The organism is Phytopseudomonas daroniae (assembly GCF_004327275.1).
Classification (GTDB): Bacteria; Pseudomonadota; Gammaproteobacteria; order Pseudomonadales; family Pseudomonadaceae; genus Aquipseudomonas; species Aquipseudomonas daroniae.
The window spans coordinates 205,733-225,086 of record NZ_QJUJ01000003.1; the positions used below are offsets into that span (position 1 = coordinate 205,733).

Below are 19,354 nucleotides of genomic sequence, written 5' to 3' on the forward strand. Positions count from 1 at the left end.
CGGGCCAAAGGCGGCGATTGTAGCGCAGTGCGGCGATGGCTCCCAATCGCGACCGTGATGGTCGGACGGGCGCGGTCGCGGCCAGACGGCAACAACCCCTATAATGCGCGGCAGATTCCCGATTCTATATAGAGCACGAGCAGGTATTCCTTGATGAAACGTCCCAGTGGCCGCGCGGCCGATCAGTTGCGCTCGATTCGCATCACCCGCAACTACACCAAGCACGCCGAAGGTTCGGTGCTGGTGGAGTTCGGCGATACCAAGGTGATTTGCACCGTCAGCGTCGAGCAGGGCGTACCGCGCTTCCTCAAGGGCCAGGGCCAGGGCTGGGTGACCGCCGAGTACGGCATGCTGCCGCGTGCTACCGGTGACCGCAATCAGCGTGAAGCGAGCAAGGGCAAACAGGGTGGTCGTACCCTGGAAATCCAGCGCCTGATCGGCCGCTCCCTGCGTGCCGCGCTGGACATGAGCAAGCTCGGCGAGAACACCTTGTACGTCGACTGCGACGTGATCCAGGCCGACGGTGGTACCCGTACCGCTTCGATCACCGGCGCCATGGTCGCGCTGGTCGATGCCCTCAAGGTGATCAAGAAACGTGGTGGCCTGAAAGGCGGCGACCCGCTCAAGCAGATGATCGCCGCCGTTTCCGTGGGCATCTATCAGGGCGAGCCGGTACTCGACCTGGATTACCTGGAAGACTCCGCTGCCGAGACCGACCTGAACGTGGTGATGACCAGCACTGGCGGCTTCATCGAAGTGCAGGGCACTGCCGAAGGCCAGCCCTTCCAGCCGGCCGAACTGAATGCCATGCTGGCCCTGGCGCAGCAAGGCATGACCGAGCTGTTCGCCTTGCAGCAGGCCGCCCTGGCCGAGTGACCGGCCGATGACCGAGGAGAGTCGCGATGTATGAGAGCAACCCGTTGACGCCCGCGCCCGAGCCCAGCAAGGAAGCGCGCCAGTGGGCGATGATCTGTCACTTCGCCGCGGCCCTCGGTTTCATCTTCCCCTTCGGCAACCTGATCGGCCCGCTGATCGTCTGGCAGATCAAGAAGGATCAGGATGCCTTCATCGACGAACAGGGCAAGGAAGCGCTCAACTTCCAGATCACCGTGGCCATTGCCGGCATCGTCTGCCTGCTGCTGATGCTGGTGCTGATCGGCTTTCTGCTGATGGGGCTGCTGTGCATCGGCGCCATCGTCCTGACCATCATCGCCGGCATCAAGGCGGGTGAAGGGCGACCGTATCGCTACCCGTTCTGCTTGCGCCTGGTGAAGTGACGCGCCCCTTCGCCGCGATCAGGGGCGCTCCGGTGGGAGCCGCGCCCCATCTGGCGTGAACTGTGAACTGCTTCCGCGATGCGGGCTTTTGATGGCGAGGTGCCATGTGTTTTAATGCGCCGCTCTAGCAGCAGCGCTTGACACAGGGATGGAAACATGAATCTCCGCAAAGGGACTGCGGCCGTATGGCTTTGCCTATCTTTTTTTCCACTGCTTGCCGATGCCCAGACGCCGGGGGATCAGGATCTTATCCGCGAACGTCAGGAGCGCCTGTTGCAGGAGCAGCAGCGGCGCTTGCAGGAGCTGCAGCAGTTGCCGGGTCGCGAGGCAGGCGCCCCCGCTGCGCCAACGCCAGGCGATGAGCGTTGCTTCGCGATCGAGCAGATCGAAATCAGTGGTGCCAGCGCGTTGTCCGAGTCTGACCGCTCGAGCATTCTCGCCCCTTTCGCCGACGCCTGCCTGGGTGCCAGTCAGCTGAACCAGCTGCTCAAGGCCATTACGGATCACTACATCGATCGTGGTTATGTCACCACCCGTGCCTACCTGCCGCAGCAGGATCTATCGGCGCGTACGCTGAAAGTCGTGGTGGTCGAAGGGCGCCTCGAAGGGCTGGACAGCTCCGCTCTGGCCAGTGATCGAGAGCTGGCGATGAGCTTTCCTGGCGAAGTCGGCGAGGTTCTGGATCTGCGAGAGCTGGAGCAGTTGGTCGAGAACCTCAATCGACTTCCCTCCCGTGCCGCTCAGCTTGAACTGATACCCGGCGAGCACGTGGGCGGCAGCCGTGTACAACTGCAGGGCGAGCGCAGCAAACCCTGGCACGCCAATCTCAATCGCCATAACGATGGCCAGCGCAGCACCGGTGAGCAGCAATGGGGTGCCGGCCTCGTCTGGGACAGCCCGCTCGGCCTCACCGACCAACTCAGCCTGCGCGCCTCGCGTGACGCGGTCAGCGACAGCTACCGGCACTCCCACAGCCAGAGCCTTTCCTACAGCCTCCCGTATGGGTGGTGGCGCTTCGACTACAGCTACAGCCAGAGCTATTACCGCACCCTCGGCCAGGGCAATGGCTTCGATTTCAAACAGGATGGCGACAGCCAGACCCACGCCCTGCGCGCCGAGCGCGTGCTGCACCGTGACAGCGTCAGCAAGACGGCGCTCAACCTGGGGTTGAGCCACGTGCGTTCGCGCAACTACCTGCTCGACAGTTTTCTGGAGCGATCCAGCCCCCACCTCACCGAGGCACAGCTGGGCGTCAACCATGGCCGCCGTATCGGCACGGCCTTCGTCAACCTCGATGCCGGCTGGCAGCGTGGCATCGGGTTGTTCGGCGCCCAGAGCAACGACAATGTCGGGCCTGACGACCCCATCGCGCGCTACAACAAATACAGCCTTACGCTGAGCTACCTGCAGCCGTTCAGGCTGTGGGAGGAAAGCTTCAGCTTCGACAGCCTGGTCACGGGGCAGAAAAGCGAAGACGTCCTGTATGGCCCGCAGCGCATCAGCCTCGGCGGCCTCAACTCGATACGGGCCTTCAAGGATCAGTCGCTGTCTGGCGACAGCGGCGCCTATTGGCGCAATCAACTGCGCTGGACACGGCCGGTCACGTTGCCAGCGCTGCAACCCTTCGTGCAGCAATACGGCGCCGCCCTGGCCTATGACCTCGGCGTGATCAGCCATGACCGCCACAACCCGGGGGCCAGCGGCCGTATGAGCGGTCATGCCCTGGAGCTCAGCGCTCGTGGCCAGCACCTTGCCACATCCGTGACCTTCGCCCACTCCCTGGAACGCCCCGATGTCATCGCCGAGCGCGAGCGGCCGGTGTATTTCCGTCTGGATATTTTCTTCTGATTTTGATGCGTCACGGAGTTATCGACATGGACGTTCGCAGCCCTTTCTTCCAGAACATCGCGCTGATTCTCGCCGGTGTCCTGTTCCTCAATCCCATCGTCGCCACGGCGGCGCAACTGACGGTCGATGCCCAGGCCGGTGGCAACACCAGCCTCGGGCAGGCGGCCAATGGCGTGCCTATCGTCAACATCGCCACACCCAATGGCAGTGGCCTGTCGCATAACAAGTTCACGGACTACAACGTCGGCAAGCAGGGGCTGATCCTCAACAATGCCACCGAGCGGCTGCAGAGCACCCAGCAGGGCGGCATCATCATCGGCAACTCGAATCTGCAGGGGCGGGCAGCGGGGGTCATCCTCAACGAGGTTACCGGCAGCAACCGCAGCCAGCTCAAGGGCTACACCGAGGTGGCGGGGCGCGCGGCCCACGTCATCGTCGCCAACCCCCATGGCATCACCTGCGATGGTTGCGGCTTCATCAACACACCACGCGCGACCCTGAGTACCGGTGCTCCGGTGATCGAGAACGGTCGCCTGGATCGTTTCGACGTCGATGGCGGCGACATCCGCATCGAAGGCGAAGGGCTCAACGCCAGTAATGTCGACCAGTTCGACCTGATCACCCGCAGTGCGAAGATCAATGCCGAGATTCACGCCAAACGCCTGAACATCGTCGCCGGCCGCAACGAGGTGGACGCTGGCACCCTTCAGGCCACAGCCAAGGCAGACGACGGCAGCGATAAACCGCAACTGGCCATCGACAGCTCGGCCCTGGGCGGCATGTACGCCGGGGCGATTCGTCTGGTGGGCACCGAACAGGGTGTCGGCGTGAAACTGGCGGGTGATATGGCGGCCAGCGCCGGGGATATCCAGATCGATGCCAGTGGGCAACTGACTGTCGCCAATGCCGCGGCCAGCGGGCAGATCGCCGTCCAGGCTGGGCAGGTGGAAACCCAGGGCCAGGTGTACGCCGGCACCCGGCTCGATGTTCAGTCCCGGGGAGATCTGGTGAACCGCGGCAGCCTGGCTGCCCGCGACCGGGTTGCGTTGAGTAGCGGGAAGACCCTGACGAATCAGGGCCACGTCGAAGCGGGGGTGAATGCCGACAACAGCCGCAACGAGGCCGGCAGAGTCGCAATCGCCGCCCAGCAGGTGCGTAACGCCGGCAGCGTGGTCGCCAGTCGTGATGTGCATGTCGAGGCCAAGGGTGAACTCGATAACAGCGGTGGCCATATCGCCAGCCAGGGCGATCTGGCTGCCGAGGTCGGGCAACTGACTCAGGTCGCCGGTGAACTGCTGGCCGAAGGCGATCTGCGCTTGACGGGGCAGCGTCTGGACAACCGGAAGGGCGTTGTCGCTGCCAATGGTCAGTTGGCCCTGACGGCGGACGCCATCGACAACCGTGGTGGGGAAATCTCCAGCCGCGGTACCGTGAGCCTGACCGCCACCAGCCTGGACAACAGCGACAGTGGCCGCCTGTTGGCGGCGCACCTCAACCTTGCTGCGGTGCGCCTGCTCAACCGCGACCAGGGGCTGATCTTCGGCCGTGATCAGGTTCACCTCAGCGGCGCCCACCTGAACAATGCCGGCGGCACCCTCGCCAGCGATACCCGCGTGCTGATCGAGCTCACCGCCCGCGCTGGTGATCCGGCTCGCGACGGCCAACTGATCAACAGTGAAGGGAAACTCAGCAGCGAAGGCACATTGAGCGTCAGCGCGGCTGGGGTCGACAACAGCGGCGGCAACCTTTCCAGTGCTGGCGCCATGCAGATCACCAGCCAGGGCGCACTGCTCAATCAGCAGGGGCGCCTGCTTACCGATGCCGGGCTGGTGCTGCGCAGCGCTGGTCTGGACAACCGCCATGGCCAGATCTCCGCGGTGGATCATCTGAGTGTCACGACCGGGCGCTTCGATAACGACAGCGGCCGCCTGACCGGCAGCGCCACCCTCGATTTGCAGACCGGCCAGATCAGCAACGCCCAGGGACGTATAGCCGCCAGTGGCCCCTTGTCGGTGCAGGCCAGCGGTCTGGCGCAGCAGGGTGGTGAGCTGTTCAGCCAGAGCCGCCTCACCCTCGACCTCAACGGCGGGGATCTGAATAACGACGCTGGCTTGCTGCATGCACCCGACCGACTGCTGTTGAACAACCTGGGGGCGGTGAGTAACCGCCAGGGCGAAATCTCCAGCAGTCAGGGCTTCAGCCTGGCTGCGACGAGCCTGGACAACGCCCAGGGCCGACTGCTCTCCGAACGGAACCTGACCCTGCGTATCCAGGGCGTGTTGGACAACCTGGCGGGGCTGATCAGTGCCAAGGGCGTCGACCTGCGCGCCAAGGGTCTGGTCAACGAGGCGGGCACGCTGTTCGCACGCGATGACCTCGCCATCGACGTCACAGGCACCCTCAGCAACGCCAGCAAGGGCCTCATTCAGAGTGCCGGCGACTTGCGCCTCGCCAGCGGCATGCTGAGTAATGCCGGCGGCACGCTGCTGGCCGGCCAGGCTCTCGACCTGCGCAGCGTTGGCGCCGTGGACAATCGCAACGGCGGTCTGATCAACAGCCAGGGCACCTTGACCGTAGATGCCGCTTCGCTGGACTCCAGCCAGGGCGGTGAAGTCTCGGCCAAGGGCGACCTGCGGTTGAGCCTCGACCGCCTGACCCAGCAGCAGGGGGCCTTGATCGGCGAAAGCGCCCTGACCCTCGACTTGCGCCAGGGCGAGCTGGACAACCAGCAAGGCCTGATCACCAGCAACGGCCCGCTGACCCTCAGCAACCTGCGCGCTCTCGATAACCGTGGCGGTGAGCTCTCCAGCCTCGGCGTCCTGGCTCTGGCCGCGGCCAGCCTGAACAACCAGAACGGGCACCTGATCAGTCGTGAGTGGCTGCGCCTGAGCCTGGGCCATAGCGACAACCAGGGTGGCTTGCTCTCCGGCTGGCAGGGCCTGCAACTGATCGGCACAACCCTCGACAACCGCCAGCTCGGTACGCTCTCCAGCCGCGATGGCGACCTCGACGTGCAACTTACCGGCGCGCTGCTCAACAGCGGCGAAGGTGCCCTGGTGGCCGCTGGCCGTCTCGACGTCGATGCCGACAGCCTGGACAACAGTGATCGAGGCATCCTCTCCAGCGGTGCCGGTCAGCACCTGCTGATCGCACAGGATCTGGATAACCGTGGCGGGCAGATCGACGCCAGTGGAAACCTGGTTATCGACACCGTGAGCCTGAGCAATGCGGGTGGTTCGCTGCTGGCTCGTCAGGATCTGACGCTCTCCAGCGGTGGGCTGGACAATGCCGGCGGGCGCATCAGCGCCAGCGGTGCCGCCACGCTCAACGTCGACGGCACACTCGTTAACACGGCCGGGCAGCTGGCCAGCGGCGGGCCACTGCGCATCGACGCCAAGACCCTGAACAACCAGGGCGGCACCCTGGCCAGCCAGAGCACCGGCCACTTCGCCGTCACCCAGTTGAACAACAGCGACAGCGGCACCCTGGCTGCCAACGGTGCACTCCACCTCGATGTCGCTGGGGCCGCGCACAACCGTGCGGACGGTCTGATCTACAGCCGCGATGCCAATTTGCACCTGAACGCCGCTAGTCTCGACAACAGCGGTGGTGCCATCCAGGGGCAGGGCGACCTGCTGCTGAACATCGGCGCGGCGCTGAACAACCAGAGCGGCACTCTGCAGAGCCGTACGGGTGCCGTCGAACTCACAGCCGCCAGCCTCGACAATCGCCAGGGCACCCTGGCCAGTCTGGAAGACTGGGTGCGCATTCGTCTTTCGGGTTGGCTGCGCAACGGTGTCAGCGAGCAGGGCGGCCTGATTCAGGGCCAGCACCTCGACCTGCTGGTCGCTGGCAACCTCGACAACACGGCCGGACGCATCCACGCCTTGGGCGGCGCGGCCACGCTGCAGGCCGGCGCCTTCGACAACCAGAACGGTACTCTGTATGCCCAGGGCGATCTGCTGCTGCGTGGCGGCGACCTGAACAACCGGAGCGGCAAGATAGGGGCGGCCAATATCGCCCTGGAACACGACAGCAGTGCCGTGCTGAACAACCAGCAGGGTATCGTCGAAAGCCGCGGCACCCTGCGCCTGCAAGGCGCCAGCCTGAACAACCAGGGCGGCCAGTTGCGCGCCCTGGGTACCGGCGGCAGCACCTTCTTCACCCTGGGTGGGCTGCTGGACAACCGCAGCGGCCTCCTTGAAACGGCCAACCGCGACCTGACCCTGAACCTCGGCAGCCTGCTCAACCAGAATGGCAAGCTGCTGCACGCCGGCAGCGGTGAGTTCGGTGTCGCCCTGGCGCAGGTCGCCAGGGCTGGCGGCAGCTTCGTCACGCAAGGCAGCCTGACCCTCAAGGCCGACAGCTGGAGCAACGACAGCATCCTTCAGGCCGGGCACCTGACCCTGGATATCGGCACCTTCGAGCAGACCGCCAACGGGCAACTGCTGGCCACCGGTTCGCTGACCGGCAAAGGCGGCAATTGGATCAACCACGGCCTGATCGCCAGCGACGGCCCCCTCAGCCTGACCCTCAGTGGTGGCTACAGCGGCAACGGTAGGGTCACCAGCCAGGGCGACCTCGACGTCAAGGCGGCGCGCTTGAGCCTGAGCGATACCGCCAGCATCACCGCTGGTGGCGCAGCCACCTTCGCGATCGGTGGTGCTCTGCTCAACCAGGGCCGCCTGACCGCCGCCGAAAACCTGACCCTCAGCGCCACCAGCCTGAACAACCAGGGCACCCTGGGCAGTGCCGGACGCCTGATCCTGACCACGCCGAGCCTGGTCAACGAGAACGGCCTGCTGTTCAGCGGCGACGACATGGCGCTGTACGTCGATACCTTCATTAACCGGTATGCGGATGTTTATAGCCTGGGGAATATTTTCCTGGCCAGGAATGCCTCAGGGGCCATGGCCAGCCGCCTGGACAATCTATCCGCGACGTTGGAGGCCGTCGGCGATACGACGTTGAGGGTCGGCATACTCGACAACGCGCGTGATCGTCTACTTATCGAATCAGGTATCTACAGCGCTCGTATCGACGAACGCTTCTGTGTCCAGCCAGGCATCGATTGCAGTGGAAAACGAAGTTCCTGGTTCGAGATCACCCAGCGTGATCGGCTGCAGGTCACCGAGGCAAGCGCCATGTCGCAGATCGTGGCCGGCGGTGATCTGCGTATTTATGGTGATGTGCTGAACAACAGCAGCAGTCTGATCAGTGCAGGCGGCGATTTTTCGGCCGACCTCCGCCGTTTGGACAACAGTGGCGTAGAGGAGGGGGAAATCCAGACCACGCGTATGTTCCGGCTGGTACGCATGGACGGCAAGTACATCGTTCGCCACCAGAACAATGCGCAGGCATTCACCCAGCAGTATTGGCATGAGAGCGCCGGATACGATCAGCAGCGCACGGGTGAAATCGCTGGCGCCATCAACCGCATCATCAGCGATGGCGATTTTGAACAGGAGCTTCATAGCTACGGCAGCCGCACCATCCTGAGTAGCGGTGATCAGCGTTATGCCGGGATCATCCAGGCGGCTGGCAACGTTGCCATCAATGCGCAGCAAAACGTCGGCAACGGTGTGACGCGTCCCGGTTCGACACACGTAATCAGTGGCAACCGTAGTGGCTCGACTAGTGCAGGGGCGGCGGATTCGTTCATTCCGATCACCCTGAACTCCCAGCTTCCCCCCGACCTCGCCCAACAACAGATCAATCCGCTGACCTTGCCAGGTTTCAGCCTGCCCAGCGGCCAGAACGGACTGTTCCGCCTCAGTGACCAGGCCGGCAGCGACAGCCAGGTAGGTGAGTCGGCCAGCGGCCAGCAGTGGGCGTTGGCCGGTACGACTCTCGATCAGGCTCAGCGTGACAGCGCTAACGGCATGCAGATAGACGGTGTCTTTGTCGGCCACCTAGGGCAGGCACCGGGTGCTGTACCGATTGCAACGAACCAGCCCCACAAATACCTGATCGAAACCAACCCGGCGCTGACCGAACTGAACCGCTTCCTCAGCTCCGACTACATGCTCGACCTGCTCGGCTACGACCCCGATCAGGCGCAGAAGCGCCTGGGCGACGGCCTCTACGAGCAGCGCCTGATCCGCGAGGCCATCGTCGCGCGCACCGGCCAGCGCTTCATCGCCGGGCTGGACAGCGACGAAGCCATGTTCCGCTACCTGATGAACAACGCCATCGCCAGCAAGGAAGCGCTGAACCTGGGGCTGGGGGTGAGCCTGAGCGCCGAACAGGTGGCGGCGCTGACCCACGACATCGTGTGGATGGAAGAACAGGAAGTGCTGGGCGAAAAAGTCCTGGTGCCGGTGCTCTACCTGGCCCAGGCCGAAGGCCGTCTGGCACCCAACGGCGCGCTGATCCAGGGCCGCGACGTAGCGCTGATCAGCGGTGGCGACCTGAGCAACCAGGGCACCCTGCGCGCCAGCGGCGCACTCGACGTGCAGGCGGTCAATATCGCCAACAGTGGCCTGCTGCAGGCCAGCGAGCGCCTGCAACTGCTGGCCGAAGACAGCATCCGCAACGCCCAGGGCGGCATCATCGCCGGGCGCGACGTAAGCCTGGTAGCGGGCAACGACATCGTCAACGAGCGCACGGCCAACCTGCAGCAGAGCAGCCTGGGCGACCGCGCCTGGGCCACCAGCTTCGTCGACAGCGCTGCCCGCATCGAAGCGAGCGACAGCCTCAGACTGGCGGCCGGGCGCGATGTGAGCAACCTCGGCAGCGTGCTCGACAGCCGTGGCGACCTGACCATCGAAGCCGGTCGCGACGTGACCATCGCCTCGGTACAGGACGTGCAGCATCAATCCCGTGGCGACTGGTTCCTCAACGAACGGGTGAGCCAACTGGGCGCCGAAGTGAGTGCGGGGCGCGACCTGCAGCTCAGTGCCGGGCGCGATCTGGGCGTGGTTGCCAGTCAGGTCACTGCAGGCCGTGACCTCGATCTGGGGGCCGGGCGCGACCTGGTGCTGTCCAGTGCGGCGGACGAGAGCCACACCTATTTCAAGAGCAAGAAGGTCACCTCGATCAATGACCGAGTTACCCAGCAGTCGAGCGAGATCCAGGCTGGCGGGAATACCACATTGGTCGCGGGTGAGAGCATCACTGTTGTGGCCAGCAAAGTGGGGGCGGGTGCCGATATCGTGCTCAGTGCGGGTGAGGACATCAATCTGGATGCCGCGCAGAACGAGCAATACAGCTACTTCTACAAGAAAAAGAAAGGCGGGCTATTCAGCAGCAGCAAGGAGCGGATGAGTGAGAGTCAGAGCAGTGAAGCGGTGCTTAGCACCCTCTCTGCGGGCAATGATTTGGTCGTGCTTGCCCAGAATGACATCGCCGCTCGTGGTGCGCGACTCATCAGTGATCAGGATATCTATCTGAGTGCTGGAAACGATGTGGTTTTGGCTGCTGCCGAAAACTCTCAGAGTTCAGCCCAGGCCAAATCCAAGAGCCGGTTGTTTTCCAGCAAGGCCAGCAGCCAGAGTTCGGGTAGCACCACGGTGGTCGGCACCGAGCTCGAGGGGCGCAATGTCACCGTACAGGCGGACAACGACATCTTCATGCACGCTGCCGGCCTGCGTGCCGATAACGCCATCAGCCTGGAAGCGGGGCGTGACATCGATGTGGGGACGGCGCAGCAAGACCAGTATTCGAGCCAGGCCAGCAAGTCCAGTTCGCTGAAGTGGCACATCTTCGACTCCCTGGCTACCAATGGCTCCCTCACGCTCGAGCAGAAGGCCAAGGCGGCGCAGTCGACATCTTCCCTGGAGGTAGGCAGTACGCTGAGCGGCGCGACCATCGATATGGTCAGTGGCCGGGATACCGCCATCCGGGGCAGCACCCTGGTAGCCGACCAGGACATACGTGTCGACGCCGGTCGTAACCTGTTCATCACCAGCGGTGAAAGCAAGGACGACTCCAGCGCCAAGTCGAGTTCGAAGAAGTCCGGGGAGATCGGCAACTGGTGGCAAGGTGCGACGGGGGTCGTGAGTCTCAAACAGAGCAGCGAAAACAGCACCACCCAACAGTTGGGAAGCCAGATCGCCTCACTGGGCGGTGATGTCGAGTTGACGGCCGGTGAAGCTTATCGACAGCAGGCGAGCCAGGTGATCGCGCCGCAGGGCGATGTCGCTATCACTGCCAAACGTGTCGATATCGAGGCAGGTTACGACCTGCTCAGTGCCAGCCAGAAACAGAGTTCGAACCGAACCGCTGTCGGTGGCACTGTCAGTTCGCCACTTATCGACGCAGTACAAGGCGCCCAGCGCATGATCAATGCCGCAGGTGACACCCAGGACAGCCGATTGACTGCATTGGCTGCAGTCAACACGGCAATGAGTGGCTACCAGGCCTACGAAGGGGCACAAACGCTGGCCAGTGGTGATCTCACGGGCTTCAAGATCAGTGTCAACCTGAGCAATAGTAAAAGCCAGAGTAGTGGTAGCCAGTCTGGGCAGAACGTCGTTGCCAGCAGTATCGCCGCAGGGGGCGACATCACCATCAATGCGACAGGGGACGGTGACAACAGCAACCTGAATATCGTGGGCAGCACCCTCGATGCAGGTCGCAACGTGTCGCTCAACGCCGATGGCAGTGTCAATCTGAGTGCAACCCAGAACACCGCCAACCTGCAGGGCAAGGACAGCAACAGCGGCTGGAGTGCGGGGGTAGGCTTCGGAGTAGGCCAACAGAACGGGTTCACCCTCGAATTGGCGGCCAACAAAGGCAAAGGGATGTCTGAGGGGGAGGCGGTAACCTATACCAATACGTTGGTGAACGCTGGCGAAAAAGTCACCCTCAACAGCGGTGGCGACACCAACCTCAGAGGCGCGATCGTCACTGCCAAGCAAGTCACGGCGGAGGTGGGTGGTGACCTGAACCTGGCCAGCCTGCAAGACATCGACAACTACAAATCGAAACAGCAAAGCGCAGGCGTTGGCCTCAGCCTGTGCATTCCGCCTTTCTGTGCGGGCGTGTCCACGGTATCTGGGAGCTTCAGTCAGCAGAAAATCGACAGCGAGTACGCGAGCGTTGGTCAGCAAACCGGTATCAAGGCCGGCGATGGTGGCTTCCAGATCAATGTGGCGGGCAACACTGACCTGAAAGGCGCGGTCATTGCCAGCAATGACAAGGCTGTGGAAGACGACAAGAACCGTCTGACGAGCGCAACACTCACTCACTCCGATATCGAGAACAAAGCCGAATATAAAGGCAACAGCATCAGCCTGAGTGGTAGCTACAGCGGCGCTGCCCATGATAAGCAGGGCCAGGTCATCAACGGCACGGATGGCAAGCCTTTACACGAGGCAGGAGTTACCGCAGGCACACCCATAGCGCTGAGTGCCAGTGGCAACGACAGCAGTACGACGCATAGCGGCATCAGTGCTGGTGCTATCACCATCACCAATGAAGCGAAGCAACAGGAACTGACTGGGCAGACGGCCGAAGAGGCAGTGGCCGGTGTTAACCGCGATGTCTCCAGCGACAAGGATGGCAGCAATACGCTCAAGCCCATCTTTGACCGCAAGGAAGTGGAGGCGGGTTTCGAGATCACCGAGCAGTTCGTGCGCAATGTGGGCACCTTCCTGGAGCAGCGCTCGCAGGAGTCCACTCAGGCCAAACGCGATCTGGAAGCGGAGTTGGCCAAGCCGGTCGAGCAACGCGACAACGCGAGGATCGAGCAGCTTGCCGGTACCGTCGAGAGCAATGCTACCTGGGAGGTCGGTGGGCTTGGGCGCACCCTGGTGTCGGCCATCAGTGGCGCGGCGGGCGGCAACGTCATGGGCGGTGGCGGGCAGCTTCTCCAGGGGGCGGCAGTCAACTACCTGCAAGGGCTGGCCACGGAACAGGTGAAGGCGATAGCCGACCATCTGGATTCGGAGACGGCGCGCACCGCCTTGCACGGCATCGTCGGTTGCGTGGGAGCCGCGGCACAGAGCCAGAGTTGTGGCGGTGGAGCGCTGGGCGGCAGCGCGAGCGTGGTGCTGAACAACTTGCTGGACACGCTGAGCGATCAGACTGCTTCAGGGATGACCGATGAGCAGAAGCAGAACCGCCTGAACCTGATCGGCACGCTGGTAGCGGGCATCACGGCAGCGGCGGGTGGGGAGGTGGCGGTTGCTGCGAATGCGGCGCAGATCGAGACCGAACATAACTTCCTGGGGCCAGCCTCCGCCGAACGCCTGGCGGAAGCGCGGGAGCAACTGAAGAACAAAACCTACTCGGTAGAGTCGCTCCGGGAACTGATCTCCATGGATCAGTCCGATCAGCGCAGTGATGCGCTGCTGAGCAAGTACATCGCGGACAAGGACTCGCTGAGCGAGGATGAGGCAGCGAGGCTGGGCGGCTACCTACAGCTCTATTACTACGAGATGGCCAGCAAGCATGGCGAGCAGTCTGCGGATCAAGCTGTGGCGTCCCTGTTGTCAGGCAATCCTGCGTGGCTGGGATCCCAGTTCCCATACGCTGGAACCAGCGAGCAGAAGGATGCGGCAGCACTTGCCTTGGGGTATGGCTTTTTCAACACTCGAGCCAAGAGTGAAAACGAACAGTTGTATACGGACGCCACGAAGCTGCTGCAGATCCATAACGAAACGCAGGGGCTAGCTAATCTGGGAGATCCGGCCATCTACTTCCTGAGTGGTGCCGTAGGGAGTGGAGTAAGGGCTACTGCAGCTACGAACGGTGCCTTGCAGCTGACCTATGCTGGAACCCAGGCGGCTGATGGTGATGGCTGGAATGCGGCTGGCAACGCTGTCGTCGGGCTACTGGGCATCGCTTCGTTGAAAGTTCCTACCTTAGTCACCTCCTTGGACGGAGCGCTGGTAGGGGGTAATCTTGATACAGCGTTAGCCGTTCCAGCGTGGCTGCGTTATGGTACTGCGTTGGATGGGAATGGGGCAAAAAGCGCAGGTGAGGTTGCCTCTATAGGCGGAAAGACCTGTGTTTATAACTGTGTTGTTGATGGCGTGACTCGTTATGTTGGAATAACCGACGACATAGTTAAGCGTGGTCAAGCTCACCTCAGAGAAAAAGGTATAGTGGTTTCAAAAATCAGAGGGCTGGACAATATTTCTCGTGCTGACGCACGGGCAGTTGAGCAAACACTGATCGATTACCATGGCCTTGGTAAAGATGGCGGCACGTTAATCAATAAGATCAACTCCATATCGTCTGTCAAAAACCCGACCAAGTATGAGCAGGGTTTGATTCGCGGTGCTGAGCTGCTGAAAAAAGCTGGATATGAAGGATTTTAAATGGCTAAGAAAGTAAAGTTGGGCGATATTTTGCAGGTGTTAACCTCGCAAGGTGTCGCATATGCGCAAGTTACTCATAAGCACCCAGAGTTCGGTTTTTTAATTCGTGTTTTCCCCGGGTTTCATAATGAACAACTAAAAGATTTTTCAGCGATGGTCGAGGGCGAGCCACAATTTTCTGCATTCTTTGTTGTTCAAAGTGCGGTAAATCAAGGCCTCCTATCCGTTGTGGCAAATGTCCCGGTTCCCGAAAGGTTACAGGTATTTCCTATATTCCGTTCCAGGAATGGCGGGCCGGGTGGTTCCCTTTGGCTGTGGGATGGTAAAGAGTCATTTCGACTCGAAAGAGAATTTAGGCCTAATGAACTGGAGTATCCGACAGAAGGAATTGTCAGTGCGCCATTGCTTGTTGAGCGTATTGAAAATAATTACAGAGCGGAGACTCATGAGGTCTGGTGAGTAACGCGGTAAAAGAAAAGGGGACAGATTCTGAGGAATCCCCACAAAATTCCCTTTTGCATCAGCCGGATAGCTTGAAAGAGCCTGCATGAGTCAGGCAGTTTGGTAGTCGCCAAACAAACCAACTTCCGGGTTGAAGCTCCAGAAGAATATCGCTGATCCAGCTACAGATGGCATGGATGGGGAAAAACGGACTCACTGATCAGTGATCATGACCTTTATCAAAAATTAGGTGCTGGCGAGTCAGAGAGGCAGGTCGCGTATCGAGAGCTCTTCGCAGGCCATCTGGCAACTGATGCCATCCGAGTGATGCGAGAAGCGGCTTCTCATAATTACCCGTTGGGAAATGATCGATTCCGAGACTCGATAGCTGTTCAACTGGGGCGTTCCGTAGGGTGTCGGAGCCCGGGCCGACCAAGTAAATCACTCCGACCCTGAGGAATCCCCACAAATCTACTCCAGTTGCTGAGCTTGGCGGCGCACCTCATCACGCAGCAGTAGTTCCATTTCAGCCAGTACGGAGTTGGGCAAATCGTTTGCTGAGCGCCCCAGGTATTCGAGGCCGACTCGCCAGAGTGACAGCACGGGTTTATGCCTGACACTGTTGCTTTGGAAGCGACGAGACTGACCTGTTGTCCGAGCTCGCAAGCCTGCCAAGTACAAGACGTAACAGGCCAACTAAAGGGGTCGGAGTGAAATAACCGTATGGCTTGAAACTGGTAGCGATGCTGCCGGGCTGCAACATATCTACAAGCGACACGAAGTCGATTTTGTCAATAAAGGCATCCTGCGTGATGAGGTTCCGACAGTTGTAATGAATGCTCTTGAGCGTGGGAAAATTGTTGGCACCAATGGCTCGGCCAATGTTTATCGCATCACGCATAACGGTGTTGAGCAAAATATCGCAATTGGGATTGGCTCAAACGGTTTCGTGGTTCGAGCGAATCCGGTTAGCTCTTGGAAACCATTGCCATGATCAAGCTGAGACTAGCAAATGAGTATTTGGCTGGGCCGATATTTTGTCCGGAACCAGATACTATGGGGCACATTGATGTTGACGAACTGCCCCTTTCTCAAGAGTTGAAGTCCGAAATTACTGCATGGGACAGTGAGTATCAGCTGACGTTCAACAGTGATTATCCACCTGACTCTGGATTTGGCTCGCCTGAGGTGGAGCTTCGGCATATAGCTGAGGGGCAAAGGTTGGCAAAGAACATGCAGCAAGAACTAGGGGGCGGTTATATGATCGATTACTGTCCATAATTAATGATTCACAAGGCCAGCATTGATTAATGCAGATGAGTATTTGTTGACCTGCTATAGGTATATCGAGATGAATCCTGTACATGCAGGAATGGTTAAAGCTCCAGAAGAATATCGCTGGTCCAGCTACAGATGGCATGGATGGGGAAAAGCGGACTCACTGATCAGTGATCATGACCTTTATCAAAAATTAGGTGCTGGCGAGTCAGAGAGGCAGGACGCGTATCGAGAGCTCTTCGCAGGCCATCTGGCAACTGATGCTATCCGAGTGATGCGAGAAGCGGCTTCTCATAATTACCCGTTGGGAAATGATCGATTCCGAGACTCGATAGCTGTTCAATTGGGGCGTTCCGTAGGGTATCGGAGCCCGGGCCGACCAAGTAAATCACTCCGACCCCTATAGCTCGACATCGTGTGGATGGAAGAAGTCGAGGTGGCAGGAGAGAAGGTGCTGGCCCCGGTGCTCTACCTGGCACAGCCGGCAAACCGAAAATCCAACTAAGTATGAGCAGGGTTTGATTCGCGGCGCCGAGCTGCTGAAAAAAGCTGGATATGAAGGATTTTAAATGGCTAAGAAGGTAAAGCTGGGCGACATTTTGCAGGTGTTAACCTCGCAGGGTGTCGCATATGCGCAAGTTACTCATAAACATCCGGAATTTGGTTTTTTAATTCGTGTTTTCCCCGGATTTCATAATGAACAACCAAAAGATTTTTCGGTTGTTGTTGATGGTGAGCCACAATTTTCCGCATTTTTTGTTGTTCAAAGTGCGGTAAATCAAGGCCTTCTATCTGTTGTGGCAAATGTTCCGGTTCCCGAAAGGTTACAAGTGTTTCCTACGTTCCGTTCCAGGAATGGCGGGCCGGGAGGCTCTATTTGGCTGTGGAATGGAAGCGAAGCACTTCGGCTGGAGAGAGAGATTAGCTCGGAAGAGCTGAAGCATTCCACAAGAGGAATTATCAGTGCGCCATTGCTTGTTGAGCGTATTGAAAATAATTACAGAGCTGAGACTCATGAGGTCTGGTGAGTTGTTGAAGTTTCAACTTGATCTGACACTCTCGACACCGGCCTTGCGCCGGTGTTTTTGCACCCTATCTGCATCCTAATTGCACTCTTTTTGCATCCTTTCTGCAGTCAAGTTGCATCCCTTTTGCACCCACCCTGACGACCTACTGTCTATTTGCTCAATACGCCCTTTTTCAGCATGATTTTTCGCTCCTTAACAGGAGCAAAATCTCAATACACAACACGCACCTCTTGCGAGGTGAGTATTTTCTATATGCAACAATTAGTTATCCGATTTCTGCCTTCTAGGCGCTGCTATACATTTGTAATACAAAACACAGGTTTTGCCCAATAAATACTGGTGTACGGTGTATTGTCTTTGTAATACACCGATCTACAGCCTTTCGATTACTCTTTCCCCTTAGTCGCTGGCCCTGCTGCACGGGCAATGGCCCCGGCTACCTGGTGTTTCACAATCACCGCATCGAACGCGGTAAGGTGGATTAATAATTGTAGGATGGATTAGCGAAGCGTAATCCGTCGTTTACCGCGACGTAATCGTCTGACGCATGCATGACGTTTCACAAGCCAATTGCTCTTTAAAAAATAAATAGTTTTGTCGAATCATTCGGCGGATTACGCCTTCGGCTAATTCGCCCTACGCGTGATCGCCAGCCGTGTGCAGGCGGGCAACGATGTCGATATCGATGCCGGGCAGGACATCAATATCCTCTCGGCCCAGGACGAAAGCGCCTACTACTACTTCAAGAAAAGCAAAGGCTCGTTCGGTCGTAGCAAGAGCAAGCAAAGCGAAAGCTACGACAGCACCAATATCGCCTCGGTGATCGAGGCGGGTAACGACCTGTCGCTCAACACCAGCACGATCGCCGACGGCGGCCTCAGCCTCGACGGTGGCCGTGACGTCACGGTGATCGGCAGCCGGCTGGTGGCGGGCAATGACCTGACCCTGGGCGCGACCGGCGATATCGCCGTGCTGTCCGGCGTCGAGGAGCATGGCGCCTACTCGAAGAAAACCAAGTCCGGTTTCCTCGGCCTGTCGAAAAGTGGCAAGAGCCAGCTCAAGACCACCGCGACCCAGGTAGGCAGTGAGCTGGAGGCGGGTAATGATGTAGTGCTAGCTGCCGGCAACGACATTCGCTTGCGGGCCAGCGAAACCACGGCCGGCAACGATGTCGAATTGCGTGCCGGTTTGATCAGCGACACAGGCGACATCAACCTGGTGGCGGCCAATGACGAGGCCTACAGCCGCAGCGAGTCGTACAAGAAGAAGGTCGGGCTGTCGTTCGGCGACGCGGTTGGATTGGCCGTGGGCACACCAAGCTGGGGCGCTGACATTGCCATCTCCAGCGCGAAGAAAAGCGGCCAGGAAATCATCCGCTCCACCAATGTCGGCAGCCAGGTCAACGCCGAGCGCGATGCTTCTCTGATCGCCGAGCGCGACATCAAGAGCTAAAGGGGTCGGAGTGAATAGCGTTTGATTGGTTAAGCTAGATGTGGATGTTTTGGCAAAGGAGCTTGCCATGCCTAGAAAGCAACGGATGTATCTTCCCGGTGTTCCTGCTCATGTGGTTCAGCGCGGCAATAATCGGAGTGCGTGTTTTTTTCATGATGAAGACTATCAATTCTATCTGACTGTGCTGGGCGACGCATTGAAGCGCTACCGTGTGCAGTTGCATGCCTATGTGCTGATGACCAACCATGTGCATCTGCTGATGACGCCTGAAAGTGAGACGGGTATTTCCCGAGTGATGCAGCACCTTGGGCGTATGTACGTGTTGTATGTCAACCGGATCTACCGACGTTCTGGCACATTATGGGAGGGAAGGCACAAGGCCAGCTTGATTAATGCAGATGAGTATTTGTTGACCTGCTATAGGTATATCGAGATGAATCCTGTACGTGCAGGAATGGTTGAAGCTCCAGAAGAATATCGCTGGTCCAGCTACAGATGGCATGGATGGGGAAAAGCGGACTCACTGATCAGTGATCAGTGATCATGACCTTTATCAAAAATTAGGTGCTGGCGAGTCAGGAGGCAGGTCGCGTATCGAGAGCTCTTCGCAGGCCATCTGGCAACTGATGCCATCCGAGTGATGCGAGAAGCGGCTTCTCATAATTACCCGTTGGGAAATGATCGATTCCGAGACTCGATAGCTGTTCAACTGGGGCGTTCCGTAGGGCATCGGAGCCCGGGCCGACCAAGTAAATCACTCCGA

8 protein-coding genes and 1 pseudogene are annotated in these 19,354 nt (G+C 59.6%); all 9 read left to right on the plus strand.

Annotated features, from left to right (window positions below):
* Window positions 1-153 precede the first annotated feature (153 nt).
* The 9 genes and pseudogenes from rph to DNK10_RS09010 all read left to right on the plus strand — a co-directional run bounded on the left by rph (window position 154) and on the right by DNK10_RS09010 (window position 19,132).
* Window positions 154-876: a ribonuclease PH gene (gene rph / locus DNK10_RS08970; RefSeq protein ID WP_131191301.1), complete on the plus strand. Its 723-nt coding sequence runs from the start codon at window positions 154-156 to the stop codon at window positions 874-876.
* A gap of 26 nt (window positions 877-902) precedes the next feature.
* Window positions 903-1,277, plus strand: coding sequence for a DUF4870 domain-containing protein (locus DNK10_RS08975; protein ID WP_131191302.1), 375 nt, complete (start codon window positions 903-905; stop codon window positions 1,275-1,277).
* A gap of 156 nt (window positions 1,278-1,433) precedes the next feature.
* Window positions 1,434-3,125: a ShlB/FhaC/HecB family hemolysin secretion/activation protein gene (locus tag DNK10_RS08980; RefSeq protein WP_131191303.1), complete on the plus strand. Its 1,692-nt coding sequence runs from the start codon at window positions 1,434-1,436 to the stop codon at window positions 3,123-3,125.
* Between the two features lie 26 nt (window positions 3,126-3,151).
* Complete coding sequence (locus tag DNK10_RS08985) at window positions 3,152-14,392, plus strand: hemagglutinin repeat-containing protein (protein WP_165495969.1); 11,241 nt, start codon at window positions 3,152-3,154, stop codon at window positions 14,390-14,392.
* A complete protein-coding gene (locus DNK10_RS08990; RefSeq protein WP_131177495.1) occupies window positions 14,393-14,851 on the plus strand; it encodes a hypothetical protein in 459 nt (152 codons plus the stop codon).
* Window positions 14,852-15,823: 972 nt separating this feature from the next.
* Window positions 15,824-16,114 (plus strand): hypothetical protein, encoded by a 291-nt coding sequence (locus tag DNK10_RS08995; RefSeq protein ID WP_131191305.1) that lies wholly within the window; start codon window positions 15,824-15,826, stop codon window positions 16,112-16,114.
* A gap of 566 nt (window positions 16,115-16,680) precedes the next feature.
* On the plus strand, window positions 16,681-17,139 hold the full coding sequence (locus DNK10_RS09000; protein WP_131191306.1) for a hypothetical protein: 459 nt from the start codon (window positions 16,681-16,683) through the stop codon (window positions 17,137-17,139).
* A gap of 636 nt (window positions 17,140-17,775) precedes the next feature.
* Window positions 17,776-18,582 (plus strand): annotated as a pseudogene (locus DNK10_RS09005) (hemagglutinin repeat-containing protein); the annotation flags it as partial.
* Window positions 18,583-18,658: 76 nt separating this feature from the next.
* Window positions 18,659-19,132 carry a transposase gene (locus tag DNK10_RS09010; protein ID WP_208738801.1) on the plus strand — a complete coding sequence of 158 codons (474 nt, stop codon included), beginning with the start codon at window positions 18,659-18,661 and terminating at the stop codon, window positions 19,130-19,132.
* Window positions 19,133-19,354: the final 222 nt, after the last annotated feature.